We start from the raw sequence: 22,962 nt of genomic DNA, 5'->3' as shown, positions 1-22,962 counted from the left end.
TTAACAGAAGATCGCTGATTTCTTTTGTTTTAAATAAACCATTTGTTTATGGATACCTCTTAATTGCAAGAAAAATGAGTTGGTGCTAAACTACAAATGGGTTTGAAAATTTACAGAGAGTTTAACTGAAAATTTCTCGAATTTTTCTCAATAATTGAAAGGGGGAACGAAACATGACTTTTAACAAAACAAATATGACTTATCGCGTAGCCTTTGACACTTCAACCAATCGTTTCATGGCAACTGACGCAAAAAATGAACACAATGTTGCTTTCGGTATTACAATCGAACAAGCTGTCCGAGCATTACATGAATCTAATTAAGGAGCTGGCCACCCCACATGACATCTAAATCATTCTCGGAAAAAAGCTAAAAGAGGTTTGCACATCTTAGACGATGCAAACCTCTTTTTGTTTTGCTCTATCAAATCATTTTGCTGTATTAAAAAAGAAGCTGCGACATATGCCACAACTTCTTTCCTTCACTAACATATTATAGACGTTCGTTCAATTCTTTTGCTAGGTCTTCAAAGCCAGGTTTGCCTAGTAGGGCGAACATGTTCTTTTTGTAGGCTTCTACACCTGGTTGATCAAATGGGTTGATTCCGTTCAAGTAACCAGAAATTCCTACAGCTATTTCAAAGAAGTACATTGTATAACCTAAGGTGTAAGCATCCATTTCTGGAATTTTAACTAGTAAGTTAGGTACATCACCATCTGTATGTGCTAATAATGTTCCTTCAAAAGCTTTTGTGTTAACAAAGTCAACTTCTTTTCCTTGTAAGTAGCCTAAACCATCTAGGTCAGCTTCTTGTTCAGGAATAGTGATTGATTTACGAGGTTTTTCCACTTTAACGATTGTTTCAAAGATATTGCGACGACCTTCTTGAATATATTGACCTAATGAATGTAGATCAGTAGAGAAGTTTGCACTTGAAGGATAGATTCCTTTTTGGTCTTTTCCTTCAGATTCGCCGAATAATTGTTTCCACCATTCTGAGAAATATTGCATTCCTGGTTCATAGTTGATCAACAATTCTGTCACTTTGCCTTTACGGTAAAGAATGTTACGCATCGCTGCATATTGATAAGCTTCGTTTTCTTCTAGTTTATCACTTGCATATTCTTTACTTGCATCAGCTGCACCTTTCATCAAGGCATCAATGTCTGCCCCACTAACAGCGATTGGTAGTAGACCAACAGCAGTTAATACAGAAAAACGTCCGCCGATATCATCAGGAATAACAAATGATTCCCAACCTTCAGCATCTGCTTCAACTTTTACTGCACCACGTGCTTTATCAGTTGTTGCATAAATACGTTTGTTTGCTTCTGCTTGACCATATTTTTTTACTAATAATTCTTTGAACACACGGAAAGCAATTGCTGGTTCTGTTGTTGTTCCTGATTTAGAAATAACATTAACAGAGAAATCACGATCACCAATTACTTCGATCAAGTCAGCTAAGTAAGTTGAGCTGATTGAATTTCCTGCATAAAAAATTTGTGGTGCTTTACGTGTTTTACCATCTAATAAGTTATAGAAAGTATGGTTCAAGAAATCAATTGCAGCACGTGCACCTAGATATGAGCCACCAATACCGATTACTACTAATACTTCTGAATCAGATTGGATTTTTTTAGCTGCTTCTTTGATACGTGCAAACTCTTCTTTATCATAATTTGTAGGTAAATCAATCCAGCCTAAGAAATCGCTGCCTGCGCCTGTACCTTCACGTAATAATTTGTCAGCCGCTGTTACTTGGCTTTGCATGTAACCTAATTCATGTTCATTGACAAACGGTGCTACTTTTGAATAGTCAAAATGAATGTGTGCCATTTGTTCTCCTCCTTAAAAGTTCACTATACAGGTATACTTTACGTTTTTTTTACTTTTTTTTCAAGCAAATATCTACGAACCTTTCAATATTTACAAGAAAATTTCACATTTAGACCAATCCTTGTGCAGACATTGCTTCCGCAACCTTTGCAAAACCGGCAATGTTCGCACCAAGTAATAGATTTTTTTCTTCATCATACTCAGCAGCAGTTTGACGACATGTTTCATAAATTGTTTGCATGATTTCGTCTAATTGTTGATCTACTTGCTCACTTTCCCAAGTTAAACGTTGAGAGTTTTGGCTCATTTCTAAGGCAGAAACTGCAACTCCACCCGCATTTGCAGCTTTTCCTGGGCAATACCAAACTCCTGCATCATGAAAAACAGTGACAGCTTCTACTGTTGCTGGCATGTTTGCCCCTTCTGCTACAATTTGTACGCCATTTTTTACTAAGATTTCTGCTAAGTCACCTGAGATTTCATTTTGTGTCGCACATGGCAAAGCAATAGCACATGCTTCTTCTAACGACCATACCGATTTTCCTTCATGATAAACAGCAGATGTCTTTTGAGCTGCATACTCAGTTAAACGTTGACGTTTTTTTTCTTTCACTTCTTTCAATAATTCTAAGTCAATACCTGTTGGATCATAAATAAAGCCACTTGAGTCGGAACAAGTCACCACTTTCGCTCCAAGTGCTTGCGCTTTTTCAATTGCATAGATTGCAACATTTCCGCTCCCAGATACAAAAACTGTTTTATCTGTAAATGAATCTTGCTCTTGAGCTAACAAGTGTTTAACAAAATAAACTAATCCATACCCCGTTGCTTCTGTACGAACTTTACTTCCCCAAAAATTCAAAGGTTTTCCTGTCAACACACCTGCATCATATTGTTTGATTCGTTTATATGCACCAAACAAATAACCAATTTCTCTTCCACCAACACCAATGTCGCCAGCAGGAACATCTAAAGAAGGCCCAATATGTTTTGAAAGCTCCAGCATGAAACTTTGACAAAAACGCATGATTTCACCGTCCGATTTTCCTTTAGGATCGAAATCACTACCACCTTTTCCGCCACCAATTGGAAGACCAGTCAGACTATTTTTAAAAATTTGTTCAAAAGCTAAGAATTTTAAAATACTCAAGTTAACACTTGGGTGAAATCTTAACCCACCTTTATATGGACCCAAGGCTGAATTGTATTGAATCCGATATCCTCGGTTCACACACCAATTCCCTTGATCATCTTGCCAAGGCACTCGGAATTGAATGATTCGTTCAGGTTCTACTAGAATTCCTAAAATATTTTGTTCGATGTATTCAGGATGGTTTTCTAAAAAATGCGTAACTGTTGGAAGTACTTCATCAATTGCTTGTAAAAATTCGACTTCTCCACGATCTTGTTGATGTAGTTTCTCTTGAATCGTTTGGACATATTTTTTTGCATTTGTCATTGTGTCACACTCCTTCGATTAGCTAATTTTTATTTTAGCTTATTTTCAGCCTCGGCTCAAAAATTTTTCTGCGTTTATTTTCGAAATATGCTACACTCACTTGTGAGGTGAAGCGAATGGAAACAAACTACGATGTAATCGTTGTTGGCGCTGGTACCAGTGGAATGATGGCAGCTATTAGTGCCGCAGAACAAGGTGCCAAGGTGCTATTAGTTGAAAAAAATAAAAAAGCTGGAAAAAAATTGCTAATGACTGGCGGTGGGCGTTGTAATGTCACAAACAATCGACCAGTGGAAGATTTAATCGCACATATTCCCGGAAACGGAAAATTTTTATATAGTACTTTTTCACAATTTGATAACTTTGATATCATGAACTTTTTTGAAACACAAGGCGTGCATTTAAAAGAAGAAGACCATGGCCGAATGTTTCCTGTTACAAATAAATCAAAAACAATCATTGAAGCGTTGATTACTCGTCTAAATGAACTTGGCGTCACACTCCTTTTTGGTACAAAAGTTGAAAAATTGGTACACAATAGCGGACAAGTCTACGGCATTCGAACAGAATTTGAAGAATTCCAAGCCCCTTGTGTGATTTTAACAACAGGTGGACGAACTTATCCATCAACTGGCTCAACTGGAGATGGCTACAAAATGGTAAAAAAAGTTGGTCATACAATTACCCCATTATACGCGACGGAATCTCCCTTGATTTCCGAAGAACCTTTTATTCAAGAAAAAACATTACAAGGATTGTCTTTACAAGATATTTCTTTAAGTGTCTTGAATAAAAAGGGACGAGTAATTACTGAGCACATTATGGATTTACTTTTCACACACTTTGGCATTTCAGGGCCTGCTGCCTTACGTTGCTCAAGTTTTATCAATCAAGAATTAAAGAAAACGGGCGAGCCAGTTACAATTTCTCTAGATTGTTTCCCAACTCGATCAAGTCATGACTTGATCCGAGAACTAACTGCTAAGAGTCGTCAATCGAAAAAAACGTTGGTCAATACTTGGCACGGCTTTTTACCTGAACGACTACTAACTTTTTATTTAAGTCATCTGAATTTGGAACAACAAACGGGTCAACAAACGTCGGAGAAACAAATTCAAGACTTTGTCCAATTATGTAAAGAATTTCATCTCTTGATAAACAAAACTTTCCCGATAGAAAAATCTTTTGTAACTGGCGGTGGTGTTTCCTTAAAAGAAATTAATCCCAAGACCTTAGAAAGTAAACTGGTAGCTGGATTATATTTTGCGGGTGAATTACTCGATGTCAACGGCTATACTGGTGGCTTCAATATCACTGCGGCTTTTGCTACGGGTCATGTTTCTGGTATGAATGCCGGTCAACAAGCCCAGGCCATTTAAAATATTACTAGTCCACTTAAATTATTCATTGGTTACTTATAAAAAAAATCCCCTTCAAGTTAAACTGGATACTAACTTGAAGGGGATTTTTTTATGCTCTGATATCGACAAATTTTCCATTTGTCAGTTGGCAGATTGCTTGTGGAGCTAACTCCATCTGCAGTCCTCTTTTGCCAGCGGAAATAATGATTTGTTCATAATTTTCCGCAATTTGATCAAGATAAGTTGGAAATAGTTTTTTCATTCCGATTGGTGAACAGCCACCACGAATATAACCAGTAGTTGCTTCTAACTCACGTAAATGGAGCATTTCTACTTTTTTATTTCCAGAAACTTTTGCCAATTTCTTTAAATCTACTTCATTTTCTCCCGGAATGACAGCAACTAGTGGACCAGTTACGTTTCCTACAGCCACCAATGTTTTAAAAATTCGTTGCTCACTCCCAGGAATCTGTTCAAAAATCGTAGTTGCACCTAAATGATTTTCATCCCATTCATATTCGTGTTCTGTATACGCAATTTTTTTTTGCTCTACGAGTCGAATTGCATTTGTTTTGACTTGTTTTTTCTTTGCCATATTTCCACCTCATTGCAACAAGCATGATAAATTCAAATACCATTCATCGTTGGTTGATACGATTACTCATGCTAAACTCTTAATTATTTGTTGCAGTTCTTTCACAGGTAATTGTCCTGGGGCCGAAGCAGACGCTTTTGAAATTGCCCCAAAAGTAACTGCCGAACCTGTTAAGCATCCTGCTACTCTTGATAACTTACCCATTTCTCCCATTGAAACAGTAATCAACGGGATTGAAACAAACGCACTTGCTCGTTTAGTCAATTCAAGCAAGCGAAAAACATCTTGTTCTGTTTGTGGCATCATTGCTAATTTTCCAATGCTAGCTCCAAAATGTTCCATCATATTTAGCCGGTAAAGCAGAACAGGATCTGATGGTGTTTCTTTAAATTCATGATTGCTGATAATGATTGGAATTTGATGATCTTTGATGCGCTCAATCATTCCGCGTCCCAAGCTTTCAATCTGAAACAATTCAATGTCTACCATATCAACCAACTGTTCAGTCACAACTGTTTCATACAAATCATGATATTCTCTAATCGATAGATCTTGTTTTCCGCCCTCAGCTAGCGTGCGAAATGTAAAAAGCAACGGTAATCCTTGAAGCTCATGTCGAAGAAGGACTAGTGTTTCTAGAACCTTTTCTAATTGCAAGATTTCTTGATAAAAATCGACACGCCATTCCACTAAATCCGCGCCTGCCTCGCGCGCGAGACGTGCTTCACTTAAGATTTTTTCTTGGGTCACACCAGTTAATGGTGCACAAACTTTTGGTCGACCAGTACCGATTTGCAAATTTTTCACTTGGATCATCCGTAACGACTCCCTTCTTACATTTGATTGATTTTATAAACAAATACCTTTAAGTAATCTCCTTCTGGAAAAGCGTTTGTCGTTTGAAAATCATTTGGTAAGCGATAAAGTCCGATTTGTTGATAGGAGACACCTTTGGCAATGAACTCTTCTTCAATCATCTTTTGAAATTGCTGAATCGTGACATTCGCCGCATTTGTTGAAGCAATCAGCACCCCTTCATCTGCTAAAATTTCCAGACTGTCTTTGACCAATTCGCCATAGTTTTTTGCCACGCGGAAAACTTTCTTTTTGTTGCGGGCAAAACTAGGTGGGTCCAAAACAATGACATCATAAGTCAATTGTTTACGACTCGCATATTTAAAGTACTCAAAAACATCCATAACGATAATTTTTTGTTGTTCAAGATCTAAACCATTGACTTCAAACTGTTCCTGCGTTTTTTTCAGGCTCCGTTTTGCAAGATCCACGCTGGTTGTCTCAACAGCACCACCCATCGCAGCCGCAACTGAGAAAGCACCTGTATAGCTAAACATGTTTAGTACCGATTTTCCTAACGCTAATCCATCAACCAACGCTCCGCGAACTTCCTTTTGGTCTAAAAAGATTCCTGTCATCAAGCCTTCATTTAAATAGGTTGCAAACTGAACACCATTTTCTTTTACAATCAATGGCTCTGGTGCTTCTTTTCCATAAATAAACTGACTTTCTGGCAGACCCTGCGTATCAAAACGAATTTTTTCATACGCACCTAAAATTTCCGGATATGCTTTTTTAAATGCTTCAACTAATTTTTCTCGATGAAGGTACAGTGTTTGGTTATACCAAGAAAAGACAGCAAACTGGTCATAATAATCAATAATCAAACCACCCATGCCATCACCTTCACCATTGAACAAGCGAAAAGCATTTGTTAAGTCATCACTAAAATAAGTTGTGCGTTTTGCTTTTGCTACCACAAATTTTTTCTCAAAAAAAGTTGTATCAAATACTTCGTTGTCTCGGCTTAATACCCAACCAATTCCTTTGTTTTGCTTTCCTAAGTAGCCTTTTGCCACAAATTGATTTTGTTGATCTACTAAATCGATCCATTCCGTCGTTTCCACTTGCGTATCGACTAAATCTTCTTTTTGAATGAGCGGATAACCTTTTCTAAATTGAGTGCTCGCTCGTTTTTTTACTTTTATTTTCATTCATTCACCTGCTTTTACTTTCTCATCCTTCAGTATAACAAAAATCAAACAGCTTGTCTTAAGCCACAAACCTCTAAGAAAGCTTAAAGAATCCCTTAACCAACTGCCATAAATCATCGCTTAGAATTGACACTAAAATCTTCGACTAGTAAAATAGATTAGAATATATAAGTTGTGTACTATGGGTTTTATGACACTCTTATTCTTATTTTTTTGAGTGTAGAAAGGAAGATTACTTTGAAACGTATAAAAACGCCCGCTTTTTTAAATAAGCGGCTCGGATTTTTTTCTTTGTTAGCTGTTTTAGTCTGGCTAAAAACAATTTTCGCCTATTTGATTGATTTCAATTTAGGGATTGAAAGCGGAGTGCAATACTTTATCTTATTTATCAATCCAATTGCGACTACTTTGTTATTACTTGGGATTGCTTTGTATGTGAGACGGGCAAGAGCTTCGTATATCACGATGATGGTGATTTTTTTCTTACTCACTTTGTGGGTGTTTTCAAATGTCACTTACTATCGTGAATTTACAGACTTTATTACCATCAATACTATTTTAGGCGCTGGAAAAGTTGCTAGTGGTTTGGGCGAAAGTGCCATTCGCTTGTTCCGCCCTTACGATTTATTGTACTGGATAGATTTTATTATCTTAACGGTTTTATTAGTCACTAAAAAAATCAAAATGGATGAACGTCCTGTCCGGGCCCGTATGGCATTTGCGATTTCAACATTAGCAGTTATGATTTTTTCTGGTAATCTTTTCTTGGCTGAAGCTGATCGCCCAGAACTATTAACTAGAACATTCTCTCGTGATTATCTAGTTAAATATCTTGGTCTTAATGCCTTTATGGCTTACGATGGTTTCCAGACTTATCAAACCAACCAAGTTCGTGCGGAAGCAAGTCCTAACGATATGAAAGAAGTTGAAAACTACGTTAAGGAACACTATGCTGAACCAAACGACGAGATGTTTGGTGTGGCAAAAGGTAGAAACGTTATCTATATCCATCTAGAAAGCTTCCAACAATTCCTGATTGATTACAAACTAAAAGATGAAGCAGGCGTTGAACACGAAGTAACTCCTTTCCTTAATAGCCTGTTTCACAGTAATAGTACGTATAGTTTCGATAACTTTTTCCATCAAGTCAAAGCTGGAAAAACCAGTGATGCTGAAACATTAATGGAAAACTCTCTCTTCGGATTAAACCAAGGATCACTCTTTACTCAATTGGGTGGAAAAAATACTTTCCAAGCTGCACCTGACATCTTGAGCCAAACACAAGATTATACTAGTGCTGTTTTCCACGGAAATTCTGGTACCTTCTGGAACAGAAATGAGACGTATAAAAATCTTGGTTATGATTATTTCTTTGATTCATCTTATTACGATGTAACCGATGAAAACTCATTCCAATACGGGTTGCATGATAAGCCATTCTTTGACCAGTCCGTTCAGTATTTAGAACATTTGCAACAGCCATTTTATTCAAAATTCATTGCTGTATCAAACCACTATCCTTATTCAAAATTTACTAATGAAGAAGCAGGATTCCCGATGGCAGCAACCAGTGATGAAACAATTAACGGCTACTTCGCAACTGCGAATTATCTGGATACAGCAGTCGAAGAATTCTTTAACTATTTGAAGTCAAGTGGACTATATGATAATTCTGTTATTGTTTTATATGGTGACCACTATGGTGTTTCCAATTCAAGAAACAAGACCTTAGCAGAACTACTTGGAAAATCAAGTGATACTTGGTCAAACTTTGATAACGCACAAATGCAACGTGTCCCTTACATGATTCATGTACCTGGTCAAACAAATGGCGGGATTAACCATACTTATGGAGGTCAAGTTGACGCGTTACCAACGTTACTTCACTTACTAGGTGTTGACACCAAAGATTATATCCAACTTGGACAAGATTTATTCTCTAAAGACCATGACCAAGTGGTAAGCTTCCGTGATGGCGATTTCGTTACACCAACTTACACTTACTACAGTGGTACGATTTATGATAACGCAACAGGTGAAGCCATTACCGATCCTTCCCCTGAAGTTCAAGCAAAAATTGATGAATGGAAAGTTGAGGTTTCAAAACAATTAGCTGTTTCTGATCAAATCAATAACGGTGATTTACTCCGTTTCTACACGAATAGCAATCTTGATCCAATTGACTCTGCCAACTATGATTACAAAAATGGTTTAGAAAAAATGACTGCGATTGAGAAAAAATTAGGTGATAAATCAACCAGCGTATTTAGTCAAAACGGTAATAAATCAACAACTAATCTTTATGAAACAAAAACGTACCAAGAAATAAATGGTACACCAACGACTGATACTTCTTCTTCAGAGGAATAAACGATTAAAAAGCGTGAGAAGCTAACTTCTCACGCTTTTTTGTACTCTTAAATAACAGCTTCTCACCTCTTTGCAGAATAACTCGCAATTTATCAAAAAGAATTTCATACTTTATTCATATTCATTTTTTATACTCTAATAGAGGTGAAAAGTATGAAAATAATCCGTTATGCTATTGCGCGTTTAGCATATTATAAAAAGCAAACAATTGTATATATTTTATTTTCAAGCTTCTTTGCTTTTTTGTTACTTATCTCTTTTAATTTATATAATTTACAAACTACTTTACACAAACAAATCCAAAACCGTTTAGCTATCTTTAGTTCAACTAGTCAAGAAGAAAAGATTCCACAATTAGATAGCGTTAGTCACTTCTATTCATCAGCTATTCTTGTCTTTGTGCTTTGCTTTGCGATTTGTTTTTTCTTCTTTTTTATCCATATTTTGAAACAAAATCGACAAGAATTGATGAACTGGCGTTTAACCGGATTTTCACAAAAAAAGTTATTCTTCTTTGTTTACACTCAAATGTTTTTACCAATTACTGTTGCTTGCTTAGGTTTACTATTATGGAGTATCAGTTTCCAGCATCTTTACGAAACACTGTTACAAAGAATCAACCTAACTGTTCTTACCTTATTTAAGTTTCCTGACTTTTCTGTTCCTTCTTCAATTAGTGGATTAACCATTCCTATCAATCAAGAAGCATTTTTTCAGATTGATTTTACGAGTGATTTTTTACTTGTTGATACATTTAAAGGAATTGTTCAAACACTATTCACTTTGACTTTCGTTAGCTTATTTATAAGTATTTTGTCATTTATCTATTTTTCTCGAAGACTGCAAAAAGGGAGGTTCACCCACCATGGAGCAACCAAATAATACGACTCATTTCAATTGTCTAACTGTTATTCTTAGTTCTAAAGAAAAGCAACAACAACTACTTAATGAATGGAAAGAAAACTTGTTGCTAGATGACTCGCCAAACTACACAATTGTTCAAAAAAATTGGCCTGTCTTTCCTTATTTAAAGTTAAAGGATCATGTCTACCTAGACATTTCAAGTAAAGATATCAAGTCAACCAGTTCCGCTTATCAATCACAATTAAAGCTGGATTCCTCTTGGGAAAAGCAGTCAGCAGATGACCTCTCTTTATTAGAAAAAATCAAACTGCAACTCTTACATTCTTTACTTGCTAAACGCACACAAATCATTGTAGAAGACGCATTTGACGACTTAACTATTGCAGAAACACAAGAATTGTTAGACATTCTTTGCTTACTAGCTCGTCAAAAAAATCAAACAATTTTGCTGTTCACCAACAATACGACTATTGCCCATAGTCCCTACATCGATCATTTAGAAGATGCTTCCTAAAGTATTTTTCTCACATATTTTACTCCACTATACTTACTAATTGATGATCACTAAAAAAGCCAGATGCGGAAATTTCCACATCTGGCTTTTGGTTTAGTTTTCTTGAGACACTTCTTTGATTTCTACATCCGGAAGTCGGACAGTAAATGTTGTTCCTTTTCCTTCTTCACTTTCGACCTCAATTTTCCCTTTATGCAGACGAACTAGTTGTTGCACGATGGGTAAGCCGAGACCAGATTCACCATACTTAGTATTTTTTCTTGATGGATCAACCTTATAGTAGCGTTCCCAAATATTTTTCATCTGCTGTTCTGAGATACCGATTCCTGTATCTTTGATTTTAATAATCGTTTCAAGATAACCTTTTTCAATACTGATAGTAATTTGACCATTTTCAGTAAACTGAATCGCATTTTGAATGATATTTACCATAATCTGTACGAAACGATCATAGTCAGCATAAACATCAATTTCTTCCTGAGCTTCCAAAATCAGTGTATCTCCTGCTGCTTCTGCTTTTGCTTCAAGCTGTGTCACAAGATTTCTCAAGGTTTCTGTTCCATTGAATTTCTTGATGACCATCGTAATTTGGTCGGTCCGAATTTTCTCATAGTCCAGATTCTCATTGACTAATCGAATAAGGCGCTCCGTTTCATTTTTCATTAACTTGATTGCATTCTCTCGTTGATTTTCTGGAATCGCATCATAGGCAAGCCCCTCTAGTAATCCATTGATTGTCGTCAAAGGCGTGCGCATCTCATGTGCAGCATCTGCCATAAATTGGCGTCGCCGATTCTCTTGCTCTTCGATTTCTGCTTGCGACTCTTTAAGTGAATTCGTCATCTTATTGAAATCATCTGCAAGTTCGTCAAATTCATCTTTGTCATGAACAGGTAGTTGGACATCAAAATTCCCGTTAGTCACTTCTTTTGTTGCATTGCGTAAACGATTGATTCGCTTCACCTGAAAAGCAGCAAACACATAACTAGCAATAACTGCAACAATACTTGAAAAAATAAACCCCTTGAAAAGATTCAAGGTAACTGAACGCACGCTATTATCAATATTTCGTGCTGGTTGGCTCACAACCAAAGCACCGTAAAATTCATGATTCAAATTAAACGGAACTAATGCATAAGAAGTTGCTTGCTGTTGGCCTAAAATATTTTTATGATCAGTAAATTTTTGTTGCTTTCCGTTACGCAAATTTTTCCATTGCTCTGGACTAATCGTGAAATCCAGCATTGAATCGTCTGTTGGATAAATAAGTCGCTCATTTTTGTCAATAAAAATAAAGTTAACATTCTGCTCCGTTAGCACTTGTTCTGTCAAAAGCAAAGCATTTTGAAACGCCTGATCTTGACTCAGTTGCGGAAAATTCGCAGCATATGTTTGTGTCGTTTTTTCAACAGATTCAGCATAACCAAACAACTGTTGGTAATTATTTTCTTCAATCGTTTGCTTCGTTAATTGTGTAAATGAAACCCCGACAATCAAAATAATCATGGCAATCATACTACAAAAAGCAAGTAATTGTTGATAAAGATAGCGCATTAGGCAACACCAGAATCATCAAACTTATAGCCGACGCCCCAAACCGTTTGAATTACTTGTGGACCGACTTTCTCAATTTTTTGACGAAGTTTTTTGATATGTGCATCAACTGTTCGCTCATCACCAAAATATTGATAATCCCAAACTAATTCCAATAGCTGTTCTCTTGAAAAAACTTGACGTGGTTTTTTCGCTAAAGTAAATAAAAGATCAAATTCTTTTGGTGTCAAACCTTCAATCAATTGACCATCTAGATAAGCTTCACGAGTTTTGGTATTCATTTTGAAATGTTCTGTTTGAATGTCGAAATGACTATCTGATTCACTGGTTTCTTCTTTTGCATCGACAAGTTCGCTTCGACGGTGCAAGGCTTTCATTCGTGCAATCAAGGTCAGTGGACTAAACGGTTTCGTTACGTAGTCGTCTGCCCCCATTTCCAGACCAATAACTTGGTCGCTCTCTGAATCGCGTGCAGTCAACATAATGATAGGTACTGTGCTTGAGATTTTCCGAATCTCACGCCCAACAACCATGCCATCCATTGTTGGTAAATTCAAATCAAGTGTAATCATGTCCCAGTGTGCAGGATTTTCTAAGAAGGCGTCTAGCCCGTCTTTCCCATCATACTTGAACGTTGCCTCCCAGCCTTCATTCAAAAAAAACATCTGCATCATTTCAGAAACAGATTGGTTATCTTCAATCATTAAAATGTTCATAGTCATCCCCTCCGGATTTCTGGTCAAATTTCTGTAATTTTTTTTCCGTTAAAATAAAAATCGGCATAATTGGAAAAACTAATACCAGCATTTCAATTAAAAAGTAATTCGTGTTTCCTGTTACTTTTAATAAATAGCCAATCGCAGCCATTATCAAGCCGAAAATAATAAAGTATTTTCCACTAACTTTCTGGGCTAACTGCCAGAGTTCATCTGTTTTAGCAGCTAACGGTGAGTGGTATCCATACAATGGCAAATTTCCCTTGGAAGGAAATAAGCGAAAGAAAATACCAATAGTCGTTAAAGCAACTCCTACAACTAAAAAAATCATTGATTTCCTCCTAAAAAGTTCTCTTTCTAGTATACTCCAAATAGTCTTGCGAACCAATATATTCAATAATTCTTCATGAAAGGTTTGTCTTTTGTTCATTCTTTGTTAAGATAGGTTTATTGAAAAGATAAAGGAGTTTTTTTTGTGTCAAACTATCAAGCAATTACTTTTTTTGACCTAGATGGAACACTGCTGGATGCGCATTCAACAATCACCTCAGAAGTTGCATCTGCCATGAATGCCTTAAAAGAAAATCATGTCTTACCTGTCATTGCCACAGGTAGAACAGAAATTGAAATCCAAAAGATTATGCACGATGCTGGAATCACTTCAGCTGTTACCATGAATGGCTCTTATATTCGTGTGGATGGAAAAGAAATCCATTCCGAGCTTTTTTCAGAACAAGAATGTCAAAGAATGTATGAACATGTGCGGTTACAAGGCCACGAACTTTCGTACTACAATCACCAAAATATTTGGTGTACTGGCCACAATCAACTAATGATTGATGCCTATAATTTTATTCATTCTGAAGTGCCACCGATTGATCCTTTTGCCTTTCGTCAAAATCCAATCAACATGCTTTTGATTCTTTCACAAAGTGGCGATGAGTATTATCATGAACAGTTTCCTGAACTAACTTTTTATCGAAACGGTCCTTATTCAATTGATACCGTGAAAAAAGGAATTTCTAAGGGTGTTGGCGTCAAACGATTAAAAGAAGAATTAGGATTGACCAATGTCCCAACTTTTGGATTTGGTGATGGTCCGAATGACTTCGCTCTGCTAGAAGCTTGCGACAATAAAATTGCAATGGGCAATGCCTACGATGGACTAAAAGAGTTGGCGACTTTCGTAACTAAGAAAAATACTGAAGGTGGCATCGTCCACGCATTGAAACATTTTGACTTAATTTAATTTTTTTAAAATAAAAAATCCGTAACGAATCTCAAAGCAGATACTACTGTTTTGAGATTTTTTTCTTTTTCTCTTAAGAAAAAACAACAGCAGTAAGAGTTCTCACTAACTAATTCAATCAGTCGGTGCCAATCAATATAAAAATCAAAAAAATTGACAAAAAAAGAAAAAATCTTTTAATGGACATATCCACTTATGGAGATGTCCATTAAAATTTTATGAGGTGATCTTTATGAATGAAATAAATTTAAGTAAATATTTGGCTGCGATTTATCGCCAAACGAAAAAATCATGGAACCATCAAAATAGTTTTGACTTTTTAAGGGCAACACAAACAGATATTATTATGTTTGCTCTAAAAAATCCTCATCAAATCCAAAAAGATATTGCACGTCGGATGGCAATTGATCCAAGCTTATTAACAAAAGACTTGAAGTTTTTAGAAAAAGAAGAAATTATTACCCGCTCACTAAGCAATGAATCACGTGCCTATCATGTTGATTTAACTGATAAAGGGAAAAAAATTGCAGAACAACTTGGTAATGAAATGGAAGAATGGTGGATTTCGTTCTTTCACGCCCACCCAGAAATCAATCAAGCACAGTTTACTGAACAATTGAAACTCGTTTATGAAGCATTTAATGCTAATGAATAGTGAAACGCAAGGAGACCTGAATCGAAAATGGAAAAACAACTTTTAGTAAAAAACCGAAAATTGATCACTGTCATCATCTTATCAGCAACATTTATCAGTATGATGAGTCAAACAATGATGGTTACAGCGTTGCCTTTACTCAAAGACATCATGAAAGAATCATTAACTACTGTTCAATGGTTAACCACAGGCTACACCTTAATGGTTGGCGTTGTTACCCCACTAACTTCTAATGTTTATGAAAAATACTCAAGTCGTACAGTCTTTTTATCTTTGTTACTTGTCTTTTCTGTGGGGACGTCAATTGGAGCAATCGCACCCAATTTTTGGTTTTTATTATTAGGTAGACTATTACAAGCTGCAGCCGGTGGTTTTTTGATGGCTTTTCAAATGACTACTATGATGACAATCTACCCACCCAGCCAGCGTGGCATGATTATGGGCTTGTCTACTTTTGTCATTGCTTTTGGCCCTGCTGTAGGTCCGACAGTTGCGGGGATCATTTTAAATTATTTAAATTGGCGTTACTTATTTATTAGTATCTTACCAATCATGCTCTTAATCCTTCTCATCAGTTTTTGGCGATTTCCTAATTATTCTCAACCAAAACCAGTCCAGATTGATTTTATTTCAGTCATCGAATCTTTCTTATCCATCTCTCTTATTATGCTAAGCATCACCATGATGAAAGGCCGACTGATTCTAGGGATTTTTCTTTTTATTCTTGGCTTTTTGATTGGCTGTCTTTTGTTGAAACGACAATTACGTATGAAAAAACCTTTAATCAATATCTATTTACTGAAACAACCCACTTTTGTAAAAATGACTGGCATTAGTATCCTGGCATACATCATTTTGGTTGGGTTAGGACAGCTGGTCTCCATCTTTGCCCAAATGCAGCTTTCAGTCGATAGCTTAACTGCTGGTCTTATCTTATTACCAGGAGCCATTTTGAACGCTTTTTCTTCAATTGTTGTTGGACGAATTTACGACAAGCATGGACCAAAGAAATTAATCATAGCTGACAGCTTTTTGATGCTCGTATCCTTTATCCCCTTCTTTCTTTCACGAGTAGAAATCAATTTAGCTTTGTTGTCCGTGACTTATGCGCTTTGTCTCTTAGGAATTGGATTAATTTTTTCACCGTCACTAACCGAAGCTTTTAAAGAAATTGAACCTTCACAAATCAGCCAAGCAACGGCTTTGAATAACACACTTCGTCAAATGTTTGCATCTATCGGAATTACGATCATGATCAGCATCGTGACAACTCCTTCATCAATGAATGTTGGGATTACTTGGGTAATGGCTTTGTGTATTGTTTTGACTATTGCTATTCCGCTTCTCCTATTCCGTTTAACATCAGAAAAAAAGTGACCATTTTATTCAAGAAAATGTTACTAAATCTCGAAGCAAGTAGTACAGCTTCGAGATTTTTTCATGAAACTAAAAATGATTCAGCGAATAAAATTGATTGAACCTTTCATTAACTCTTCTCGCATTTTAGTGCCAATACATTTTTATTGAAAATGAATAAAAATGTGGTATACTATCTTTGTGCATAATGCATCTGTAACCCTTGTTACTTTACGGGGACGTTACGGATTCGACAGGCACAGTTTGAGCTTGAATTGCGTTTCGTAGGTTACGTCTACGTTAAAACGTTACAGTTAAATATAACTGCTAAAAACGAAAACTATTCTTACGCTTTAGCTGCCTAAAAACAGTTAGCGTAGATCCTCTCGGTATCGCCCATGTGCTCGAGTAAGGGTCCTAACTTTAGTGGGATACGTTTCAACTTTCCGTCTGTAAGTTGAAAAAGAGCTCATCAGACTAGCAATACAAAATGCCTGTCACTCGGCAAGTTGTAAAGCGAAACCTTAAATGAGTTGACTATGAACGTAGATTTTTAAGTGGCGATGTGTTTGGACGCGGGTTCGACTCCCGCCGTCTCCATATTTATATTGTTGAGACAAACAATAATCCGAAAAAACGTTGTTCAATCAACGTTTTTTTATTTTGGTCAAATAGAGAAAAGTAGCAAAACACAAGCTTTTTGTATTCAAATCATAAACGAAGTGATAAATATACCACTTTAAAATGAGAAAATTTGTTTAACTTCCTTGTAAGTAAAGATGCTAAATTACCTGCGAGAAAAAAGACATTAAAAGCTTTTATTGCTAACAAAAAGACGACCTATTTTCAGCCTTTCACGAAAAAGAGAAAGACCTAGGTCGCCTTTTTTATAAAATTATAGTGTCGGTCTGAATATTAACTAAATTTATCTACTATCATCTGATTTTGATTGATGATTAACTTCATCATTGATTATACAAAAAATACTTCATAAGATTTGCAGGGTGACATTCTGATAGATTCGCTATTATTCACACAAAAAATGCCGGAAAGATAAACACGAGAACTAAATATATCGGAAATACTAACATCCTGATACTATTTGCTAAAAGACTAACTCTCCTATAAGTCCCTCTTCTCAATCTTATCGCTATTAATAGTCCGATTGAACCGATTAATGGTGTAAAGACAGATAGAGGAATTCTTAATGAAAAAAAAGATTGTTGAAGAAACATAACTATGCCTAATAAAATAGTCATTACTGATAAAGTAATCCTTACTTTTTCTGAATTTGTATGTTGTAATGTGTTTGATATCTTTTCAAAATAAAAAATTAAATATCCCCTCATCGTTATTAAAAGAACTAAACAAAATATTACGAAAACAAACCTCCTGCTTCTCATTGATTTTTTTCCACCTCCAAAAAATCTACTATCCTTTCTACCAAACTATCCATTCTTTACAAAATATTGATATATGTATTATCACCACGATCATTAAATCACAAAAGCGCCTCAAAAGAAACCGTTTTCTTTAATGACAAGAGTTACTCAATAAATTTTAATGCAAACTTTCTAGATATACTCACTGCAACAACTGCAAATTCCCCTTACTCACTTCTATTTGTCATCTAAAAATGAATCCTTTTCTTGCTTAAAGCAAATGAAATCTATATCTTAACAAAAAAACGCAAGGAACATCTCTCCTCACGCTTTTCCTTTTTATTCAATTAATCTATAAAAATTTTTCCATTCGAATATGCTCAACCGGCGCAATCGCCATCAAATACGTATCCCCATACGCAACGTAACCCATTTTTTCGTAAAATGACTGGGCACTTACGCGCGCTTCTAATTCGATTGTTTTCGCATGCTCTTTTTTCGCATAAAGTTCAAGATGACTGAGTAATTGTTTTCCCACACCTGCACTTTGCCTTTGCGAATCAACACATAGATACTCAACTTTCATTTTTGATTCATCTAACTTCTGACTAAGCACACCAACACCTAAAAGGAACTCATCATCAAATGCTCCAAGAATATATTGCTCCGCCTCGTGTGAAAAATCCTCTTCTTCAATCGTTAACCCCAACGGAACGCGCATGACTTTATTTCGCAAGTTTAACGTTTGTTGATATTTTTCTGAGTCGTACTCAATTTTTTGGATATCCATTTTCTTCATTCCTTTCAAATAATCATTAAAACTAGTTTCCAGTATAGCCATTCTTCAGTAACTTTTAAAGAGCAAATAAACATCTCAATCATTTTTTCAAAAAAAAAACCATTAAACACCTCCGCCAAGTGCTTAATGGTTTTGCTTACTGGATTAGGCAATTTCAATTAGACCATATTCTGATACTTCTTGACTACAAATTTCAGAATACTTAGCCATTACTTTTCCAGCTTTATCTTGAACTTCTGCATGATCGATACGATCATATTCTTCTACACAAAGAATCACTGAGTTCTCTAATTTTTTAATAATTTCGCCGGTCACTTTCTTTTTCAATCCAATCGCATGACATTCATAAATTTGTCCCAAAATGATTTCTTCTTTCTTCATAGTTAATCACCTTCTAATTATTTTATAATTCCATTGAAATTATATTAACATTAAAACCAAATGAAGAAAAATGATAACTTAAGTATTTTTATAATAAAAAAACTGATTAAATTAATTGCTGAATTTTAGCAACCATTTTAATCAGTCGAACTGTTTTTGTACTTAATTTAAACTTAATTAGCAAGTAGAACTGTTTTAGCCGGCAATGTTTGTTCCAATAATGCCACGTATTGTTCTAAAAATTGTTTGTCGATTTCATCATAACCCGCGACTTTTCCGCAATCAATATCCAAAACACCTACTAATTTTCCGTCTTTAACTAAAGGAACAACGATTTCTGAACGTGCAGCTGAATCACAAGAAATATAATTTTCATGTTTTTTTACATCTGTGACAATTAATGTTTTTCTTTTTGCTGCTGACTCCCCACAAACGCCCTTACCTAGTTTGATTCTTGTACAAGAAACTCTTCCTTGAAACGGCCCAAGAATTAGTTCTTCTCCATCAAATAGATAGTATCCAGCAAAGACAGTTTCTGGTAACGCATCTGCTAAGAGTGCCGAAGAATTCGCAAGATTAGCTAACCAATTACTTTCAGCTTCAAGTAATCCTTTTTGTTGTAACAGTAAAAGCTCATACGCATCTCTTTTTTGTTTTTCTGACCACATCGTAACAACACACTCCTTTTATTCAGAAATTATAGCTCACTTATCCCTCCAACACCAGCTGTAATTTTAATGAGTAGCATTGGTAAAGCGATATCCACGACCATGAACCGTTTGGATATAGTTGACACTTCCTGCAACTTCTTCAATTTTCTTACGAATATTCTTGATGTGTGTGTCGATCACTCTTCCCGAACCTTCTTCGTTTCCTAGCAAAATCAACAACTCTTCACGAGAAAAAATTCGTAATGGATGATTCAGTAACAAGCCAAACAAACGATATTCTGATTTGGTTAAAGAAAGTTCTTTTTCATGTAACAAGATCACTTGCTTTTCTTCCAACACTTGAAATTTCTGGTAAACAGGCTGCGTATTATTTTTTAATTGTTTTTGCTTCAGCAATGCTGAACGTAGAGATTCTACTTTTGCCTTCATTAATTCAAAACTAACAGGCCAAGACCACAAAATGTTCACACCTTTTTGGAATAAGACAATTTTTTCTTTCTCTGAAAGTGGCTGAGTACAAGCGACAACTAATGGAAAACGATTCGTCACTGTTTCCGAAAGCTCTGTCAAGCGATCATCCGTAATAAGTAAAATATCTGCTGGTTCATTATGTAGCTTTGCCAGAGCAGATTGATAACTCACCTTTAGCTCTAACTGCTCTTTTTGTAATCGTTTCATTATAGGAAATACTGTTTTTTTATTTTTGGTAAATACTTTTATATGCATCTAATTCGCTCCTTTCTCTTCACTATTTTACGCAGTTTACTCAATCATACCTCTCTTTCACTCACGATCACTTATCAATTCGATTGAGTTTGTATCAATTATTTTGTAATTGTTTCAGTTATATTAAGTTTTTCTTTTTTTCGCTCAACGGATGAATCTTCACAACTTCCACACAACTCTGCCTTACAATACAAAATGTAAAAATTGAAATTGATAAAAAAGATGTTAGTGGGGAAACTATGATTAAGCTTAAAAAAATGGTCACATTTTCATTCGCGCTAAGTTTACTTTGTGCGCCAATTGCCGCGCAAGCAGACACTTTAGACGACAAAATCAATGAACAAGATCAAAAAATTGAACAACTACAAAAAAATCAAACAGCTTCTGAACAAGAATTGGCAATCATTAAAGAAAATGTCAGCCAAATTGAAAAAGAAAGTTATAAGATTCTTCAACAAAAAAATACTGAAGAACAAATGTTAACTGACTTGATTCAAAAAATTGCTGATTTGAAAGAGAAAATCGCTAAACGTGAAGAACAAATTCAAAAACAAGCGCGGAATGTTCAAACGAATCAAAATGCCAGCGACATTTTGTCAGTGATGGCCGAATCTGATTCGATTAATGAAGCAATCACAAAAGCTTATGCTGTAACAAAATTAATCAGTGCAAACAAAGAAATCATGTCTGAACAACAAAAAGATCAAGCTGAATTAGAAACGCTTCAAAAGAAATCAGAAGAAAAGTTACACTCTTTGACTGAAACAACCAATGAATTGCAAGCCAAACAAGACGAGTTAACAAAGGCAAAATTAGATCAAGAAGTTAAAATCAATGAACTCTCCGCTAGTTTAGCTACTGAGAAAAAACAAAAAGAAAAATTTGAAAAACAAAAAGTTGAAGCAGAGAAAAAGCGTCAAGAGCAATTAAAAGCTTTGGCAAAACAACGTGCTGCTGAAGAAGCTGCTCGCAAAAAAGCAGAAGAAGACGCGCGCAAAGTCCAAGAGCAAAAACAAAAAGAACTAGCTGCAGCTGCTGAAAAGGAGCGCATTGCTAATGAAGAGCAAGCCCAAGCACTAGCGGTCCAAAAAGAACAAGAGCAAAAGTCTGATTCTTCAAACGAAATGAAAACAGAAACCAACACAGAAGACAGCTCACCCGTCAGTTCTGTTCCTGAAGTGCCTGAAGCAGACAACGTAACAAAACCAGAAGAAAATACTTCTGGATGGAGTGCGCCATTAAGTTCACTTGTGATTACAAGTCCTTTTGGTAATCGTGTTGATCCAACAGGTGCATCTGGTACATCTCATGACGGAATTGATTTAGCTGGAGCTTCTGGAACACCTGTTTTTGCAGCAAAAGCTGGAAAAGTCGTTGAAGCTGGCTATCACTGGTCTGCGGGAAATCACGTGATTATCCAACATGCCGATGGCTATTATTCTTACTATATGCATTTAAGCAGCTTCTCTACAACTGTTGGTGCCTCCGTTAATGCCGGAACACTTTTAGGCGGTATGGGAACAACAGGAAATTCAACTGGTGTTCACCTTCACTTCGGTATCTCAACAAGTTTATGGTCTAATTTTGTTGATCCGGCTCCACTATTAGGTATTTAAATTTAGAAAAAGCGCGAGACGACGTTCGCATTTTTCAAAAGAATTAGCTATTACGCTATTTTTTGAAAAATGATAACTTGTGTCTCACGCTTTTTTTGTATGTTGGAAATGAAAACTGGTTATTCTGCTGTTTGAATTTCTTCTGCCAAGTTAGCATAATCAATTTCTGTGTCAACAAATGTTGAATCATTGACTGGAAAATGTTGAACGAGTGATTCAATTCGACTACTTTCCACGATGCCATTTGCCAATTCAAAATCAATCACATGTCCGCCGAATATCTTACTTTTGTCAATAAAATGTAAGTGAAAGCCAGCAGCTGCTACGCCTTGAAATAGTTCAGGAGTAAAGAAGCCAACTAATGTCCCTTCAACTTCTTCTTGGCGAAATTCTGGTTGATTTTGCGAAACTTCGACAAGCCGTTTGTAAGGTTTTTCTTGCTTTGGCATGATACGGATATGCACATTTTTAAATAATCCAGTAATTTTCACTGCAATAAATAAATTTTTTCCTGCTTCTTCTGCCAAAATTGTTTCTTTTAACACATCTCCTGTATGAGGCGTTGTGATTTCAACACTTTTATCCGCTGTAAAATCTGTTACAGCTGCATAAGGTGTTTTTTCCTCACCATTCAAACGTACAACCGAACCATCTGATCGACCTTGATAAGCAATCCCATCAACAACGATGACTTCCCCGTCTAACCCATGAAGTGTTCCTAGTCCTAACGTACCATGTTTCAAGATCTCAGCCATCTTTTCTGTTCCATCCATCAACCCAGCCATCAAGGCACCTAACGTTCCGTGTTGATATAAACTTGACTCTGTCATCTTATACACGTCCTTT

General features: G+C 36.0%; 22 protein-coding genes and 1 other RNA gene. 10 read left to right on the top strand and 13 right to left on the bottom strand.

The genetic code is table 11. The annotated features are described in order from the left end of the window. Nucleotides 1-173 precede the first annotated feature (173 nt). Nucleotides 174-323 carry a hypothetical protein gene (locus tag IGJ76_RS03925; protein WP_430596737.1) on the top strand — a complete coding sequence of 50 codons (150 nt, stop codon included), beginning with the start codon at nucleotides 174-176 and terminating at the stop codon, nucleotides 321-323. Between the two features lie 169 nt (nucleotides 324-492). Here the strand turns inward: IGJ76_RS03925 and IGJ76_RS03920 are convergent, their stop codons facing one another. Both IGJ76_RS03920 and gdhA read right to left on the bottom strand, forming a co-directional pair. Then, nucleotides 493-1,839, bottom strand: a complete 1,347-nt coding sequence (locus tag IGJ76_RS03920) for a glucose-6-phosphate isomerase (RefSeq protein WP_067484063.1) — start codon at nucleotides 1,837-1,839, stop codon at nucleotides 493-495. Between the two features lie 109 nt (nucleotides 1,840-1,948). Further along, a complete protein-coding gene (gene gdhA, locus IGJ76_RS03915) occupies nucleotides 1,949-3,298 on the bottom strand; it encodes an NADP-specific glutamate dehydrogenase (RefSeq protein WP_071869301.1) in 1,350 nt (449 codons plus the stop codon). A gap of 62 nt (nucleotides 3,299-3,360) precedes the next feature. Here gdhA and IGJ76_RS03910 point away from each other — a divergent pair, with 62 nt between their 5' ends. After that, nucleotides 3,361-4,677, top strand: coding sequence for an NAD(P)/FAD-dependent oxidoreductase (locus tag IGJ76_RS03910; RefSeq protein ID WP_256924757.1), 1,317 nt, complete (start codon nucleotides 3,361-3,363; stop codon nucleotides 4,675-4,677). Between the two features lie 91 nt (nucleotides 4,678-4,768). Here the strand turns inward: IGJ76_RS03910 and ybaK are convergent, their stop codons facing one another. From ybaK to IGJ76_RS03895, 3 genes are all read right to left on the bottom strand, one after another. Then, complete coding sequence (gene ybaK, locus IGJ76_RS03905; RefSeq protein ID WP_067484057.1) at nucleotides 4,769-5,254, bottom strand: Cys-tRNA(Pro) deacylase; 486 nt, start codon at nucleotides 5,252-5,254, stop codon at nucleotides 4,769-4,771. A 66-nt stretch (nucleotides 5,255-5,320) separates the two neighbouring features. Next, nucleotides 5,321-6,070 (bottom strand): type I 3-dehydroquinate dehydratase, encoded by a 750-nt coding sequence (gene aroD / locus IGJ76_RS03900; RefSeq protein ID WP_067484056.1) that lies wholly within the window; start codon nucleotides 6,068-6,070, stop codon nucleotides 5,321-5,323. A gap of 17 nt (nucleotides 6,071-6,087) precedes the next feature. Further along, nucleotides 6,088-7,263, bottom strand: a complete 1,176-nt coding sequence (locus tag IGJ76_RS03895; RefSeq protein WP_071869299.1) for a class I SAM-dependent rRNA methyltransferase — start codon at nucleotides 7,261-7,263, stop codon at nucleotides 6,088-6,090. A 237-nt stretch (nucleotides 7,264-7,500) separates the two neighbouring features. On the opposite strand from IGJ76_RS03895, the gene IGJ76_RS03890 reads away from it, so the two are divergent. The 3 genes from IGJ76_RS03890 (at nucleotide 7,501) to IGJ76_RS03880 (ending at nucleotide 11,011) form a co-directional block, all read left to right on the top strand. Beyond that, entirely contained in the window at nucleotides 7,501-9,633 is a 2,133-nt protein-coding gene (locus IGJ76_RS03890; protein WP_270344838.1) for an LTA synthase family protein, read from the top strand. A gap of 153 nt (nucleotides 9,634-9,786) precedes the next feature. Then, nucleotides 9,787-10,515 carry an FtsX-like permease family protein gene (locus IGJ76_RS03885; RefSeq protein WP_071869297.1) on the top strand — a complete coding sequence of 243 codons (729 nt, stop codon included), beginning with the start codon at nucleotides 9,787-9,789 and terminating at the stop codon, nucleotides 10,513-10,515. Beyond that, a complete protein-coding gene (locus tag IGJ76_RS03880) occupies nucleotides 10,499-11,011 on the top strand; it encodes a hypothetical protein (protein WP_071869296.1) in 513 nt (170 codons plus the stop codon). The genes IGJ76_RS03885 and IGJ76_RS03880 overlap by 17 nt, the downstream gene beginning before the upstream one ends. Nucleotides 11,012-11,104: 93 nt before the next feature. Here IGJ76_RS03880 and IGJ76_RS03875 read toward each other — a convergent pair whose 3' ends face one another. The 3 genes from IGJ76_RS03875 to IGJ76_RS03865 are packed head-to-tail and all read right to left on the bottom strand — an operon-like array spanning nucleotide 11,105 to nucleotide 13,612. After that, nucleotides 11,105-12,565, bottom strand: coding sequence for a sensor histidine kinase (locus IGJ76_RS03875; protein ID WP_067484045.1), 1,461 nt, complete (start codon nucleotides 12,563-12,565; stop codon nucleotides 11,105-11,107). Continuing rightward, nucleotides 12,565-13,281 carry a response regulator transcription factor gene (locus IGJ76_RS03870; protein ID WP_067484043.1) on the bottom strand — a complete coding sequence of 239 codons (717 nt, stop codon included), beginning with the start codon at nucleotides 13,279-13,281 and terminating at the stop codon, nucleotides 12,565-12,567. Before IGJ76_RS03870 ends, IGJ76_RS03875 begins: the two co-directional genes overlap by 1 nt. After that, complete coding sequence (locus tag IGJ76_RS03865) at nucleotides 13,262-13,612, bottom strand: SdpI family protein (protein ID WP_067484041.1); 351 nt, start codon at nucleotides 13,610-13,612, stop codon at nucleotides 13,262-13,264. Before IGJ76_RS03865 ends, IGJ76_RS03870 begins: the two co-directional genes overlap by 20 nt. A gap of 144 nt (nucleotides 13,613-13,756) precedes the next feature. Between IGJ76_RS03865 and IGJ76_RS03860 the strand changes: the two genes are divergently transcribed. The 4 genes from IGJ76_RS03860 to ssrA all read left to right on the top strand — a co-directional run bounded on the left by IGJ76_RS03860 (nucleotide 13,757) and on the right by ssrA (nucleotide 17,144). Next, nucleotides 13,757-14,530, top strand: coding sequence for a Cof-type HAD-IIB family hydrolase (locus tag IGJ76_RS03860; protein ID WP_071869295.1), 774 nt, complete (start codon nucleotides 13,757-13,759; stop codon nucleotides 14,528-14,530). Nucleotides 14,531-14,762: 232 nt separating this feature from the next. Further along, a complete protein-coding gene (locus IGJ76_RS03855; RefSeq protein ID WP_067484037.1) occupies nucleotides 14,763-15,185 on the top strand; it encodes a MarR family winged helix-turn-helix transcriptional regulator in 423 nt (140 codons plus the stop codon). A 27-nt stretch (nucleotides 15,186-15,212) separates the two neighbouring features. Beyond that, a complete protein-coding gene (locus IGJ76_RS03850; RefSeq protein ID WP_430596736.1) occupies nucleotides 15,213-16,562 on the top strand; it encodes an MFS transporter in 1,350 nt (449 codons plus the stop codon). A gap of 214 nt (nucleotides 16,563-16,776) precedes the next feature. Then, nucleotides 16,777-17,144, top strand: a transfer-messenger RNA (tmRNA) gene (ssrA, locus tag IGJ76_RS03845). Between the two features lie 1,131 nt (nucleotides 17,145-18,275). On the opposite strand, the gene IGJ76_RS03840 is transcribed toward ssrA, so the two are convergent. From IGJ76_RS03840 to IGJ76_RS03825, 4 genes are all read right to left on the bottom strand, one after another. Beyond that, on the bottom strand, nucleotides 18,276-18,764 hold the full coding sequence (locus IGJ76_RS03840) for a GNAT family N-acetyltransferase (RefSeq protein ID WP_083571979.1): 489 nt from the start codon (nucleotides 18,762-18,764) through the stop codon (nucleotides 18,276-18,278). A gap of 102 nt (nucleotides 18,765-18,866) precedes the next feature. Beyond that, nucleotides 18,867-19,103 carry a hypothetical protein gene (locus IGJ76_RS03835; protein WP_067484028.1) on the bottom strand — a complete coding sequence of 79 codons (237 nt, stop codon included), beginning with the start codon at nucleotides 19,101-19,103 and terminating at the stop codon, nucleotides 18,867-18,869. Nucleotides 19,104-19,276: 173 nt separating this feature from the next. Beyond that, a complete protein-coding gene (locus IGJ76_RS03830; RefSeq protein WP_067484027.1) occupies nucleotides 19,277-19,771 on the bottom strand; it encodes a GAF domain-containing protein in 495 nt (164 codons plus the stop codon). A gap of 66 nt (nucleotides 19,772-19,837) precedes the next feature. Next, nucleotides 19,838-20,500, bottom strand: a complete 663-nt coding sequence (locus tag IGJ76_RS03825) for a winged helix-turn-helix transcriptional regulator (protein WP_067484025.1) — start codon at nucleotides 20,498-20,500, stop codon at nucleotides 19,838-19,840. Nucleotides 20,501-20,739: 239 nt separating this feature from the next. On the opposite strand from IGJ76_RS03825, the gene IGJ76_RS03820 reads away from it, so the two are divergent. Then, nucleotides 20,740-22,116 (top strand): peptidoglycan DD-metalloendopeptidase family protein, encoded by a 1,377-nt coding sequence (locus IGJ76_RS03820; protein WP_086270647.1) that lies wholly within the window; start codon nucleotides 20,740-20,742, stop codon nucleotides 22,114-22,116. Nucleotides 22,117-22,235: 119 nt separating this feature from the next. Here the strand turns inward: IGJ76_RS03820 and budA are convergent, their stop codons facing one another. Next, nucleotides 22,236-22,946 (bottom strand): acetolactate decarboxylase, encoded by a 711-nt coding sequence (budA, locus tag IGJ76_RS03815; RefSeq protein WP_430596735.1) that lies wholly within the window; start codon nucleotides 22,944-22,946, stop codon nucleotides 22,236-22,238. Nucleotides 22,947-22,962: the final 16 nt, after the last annotated feature.

It is taken from the genome of Enterococcus sp. DIV0175 (genome assembly GCF_050529075.1).
GTDB classification, from domain to species: domain Bacteria; phylum Bacillota; class Bacilli; order Lactobacillales; family Enterococcaceae; genus Enterococcus_B; species Enterococcus_B thailandicus.
The sequence above is the reverse complement of the archived record's forward strand: the minus strand, read 5'-3'. Positions and strand labels throughout refer to the sequence as shown.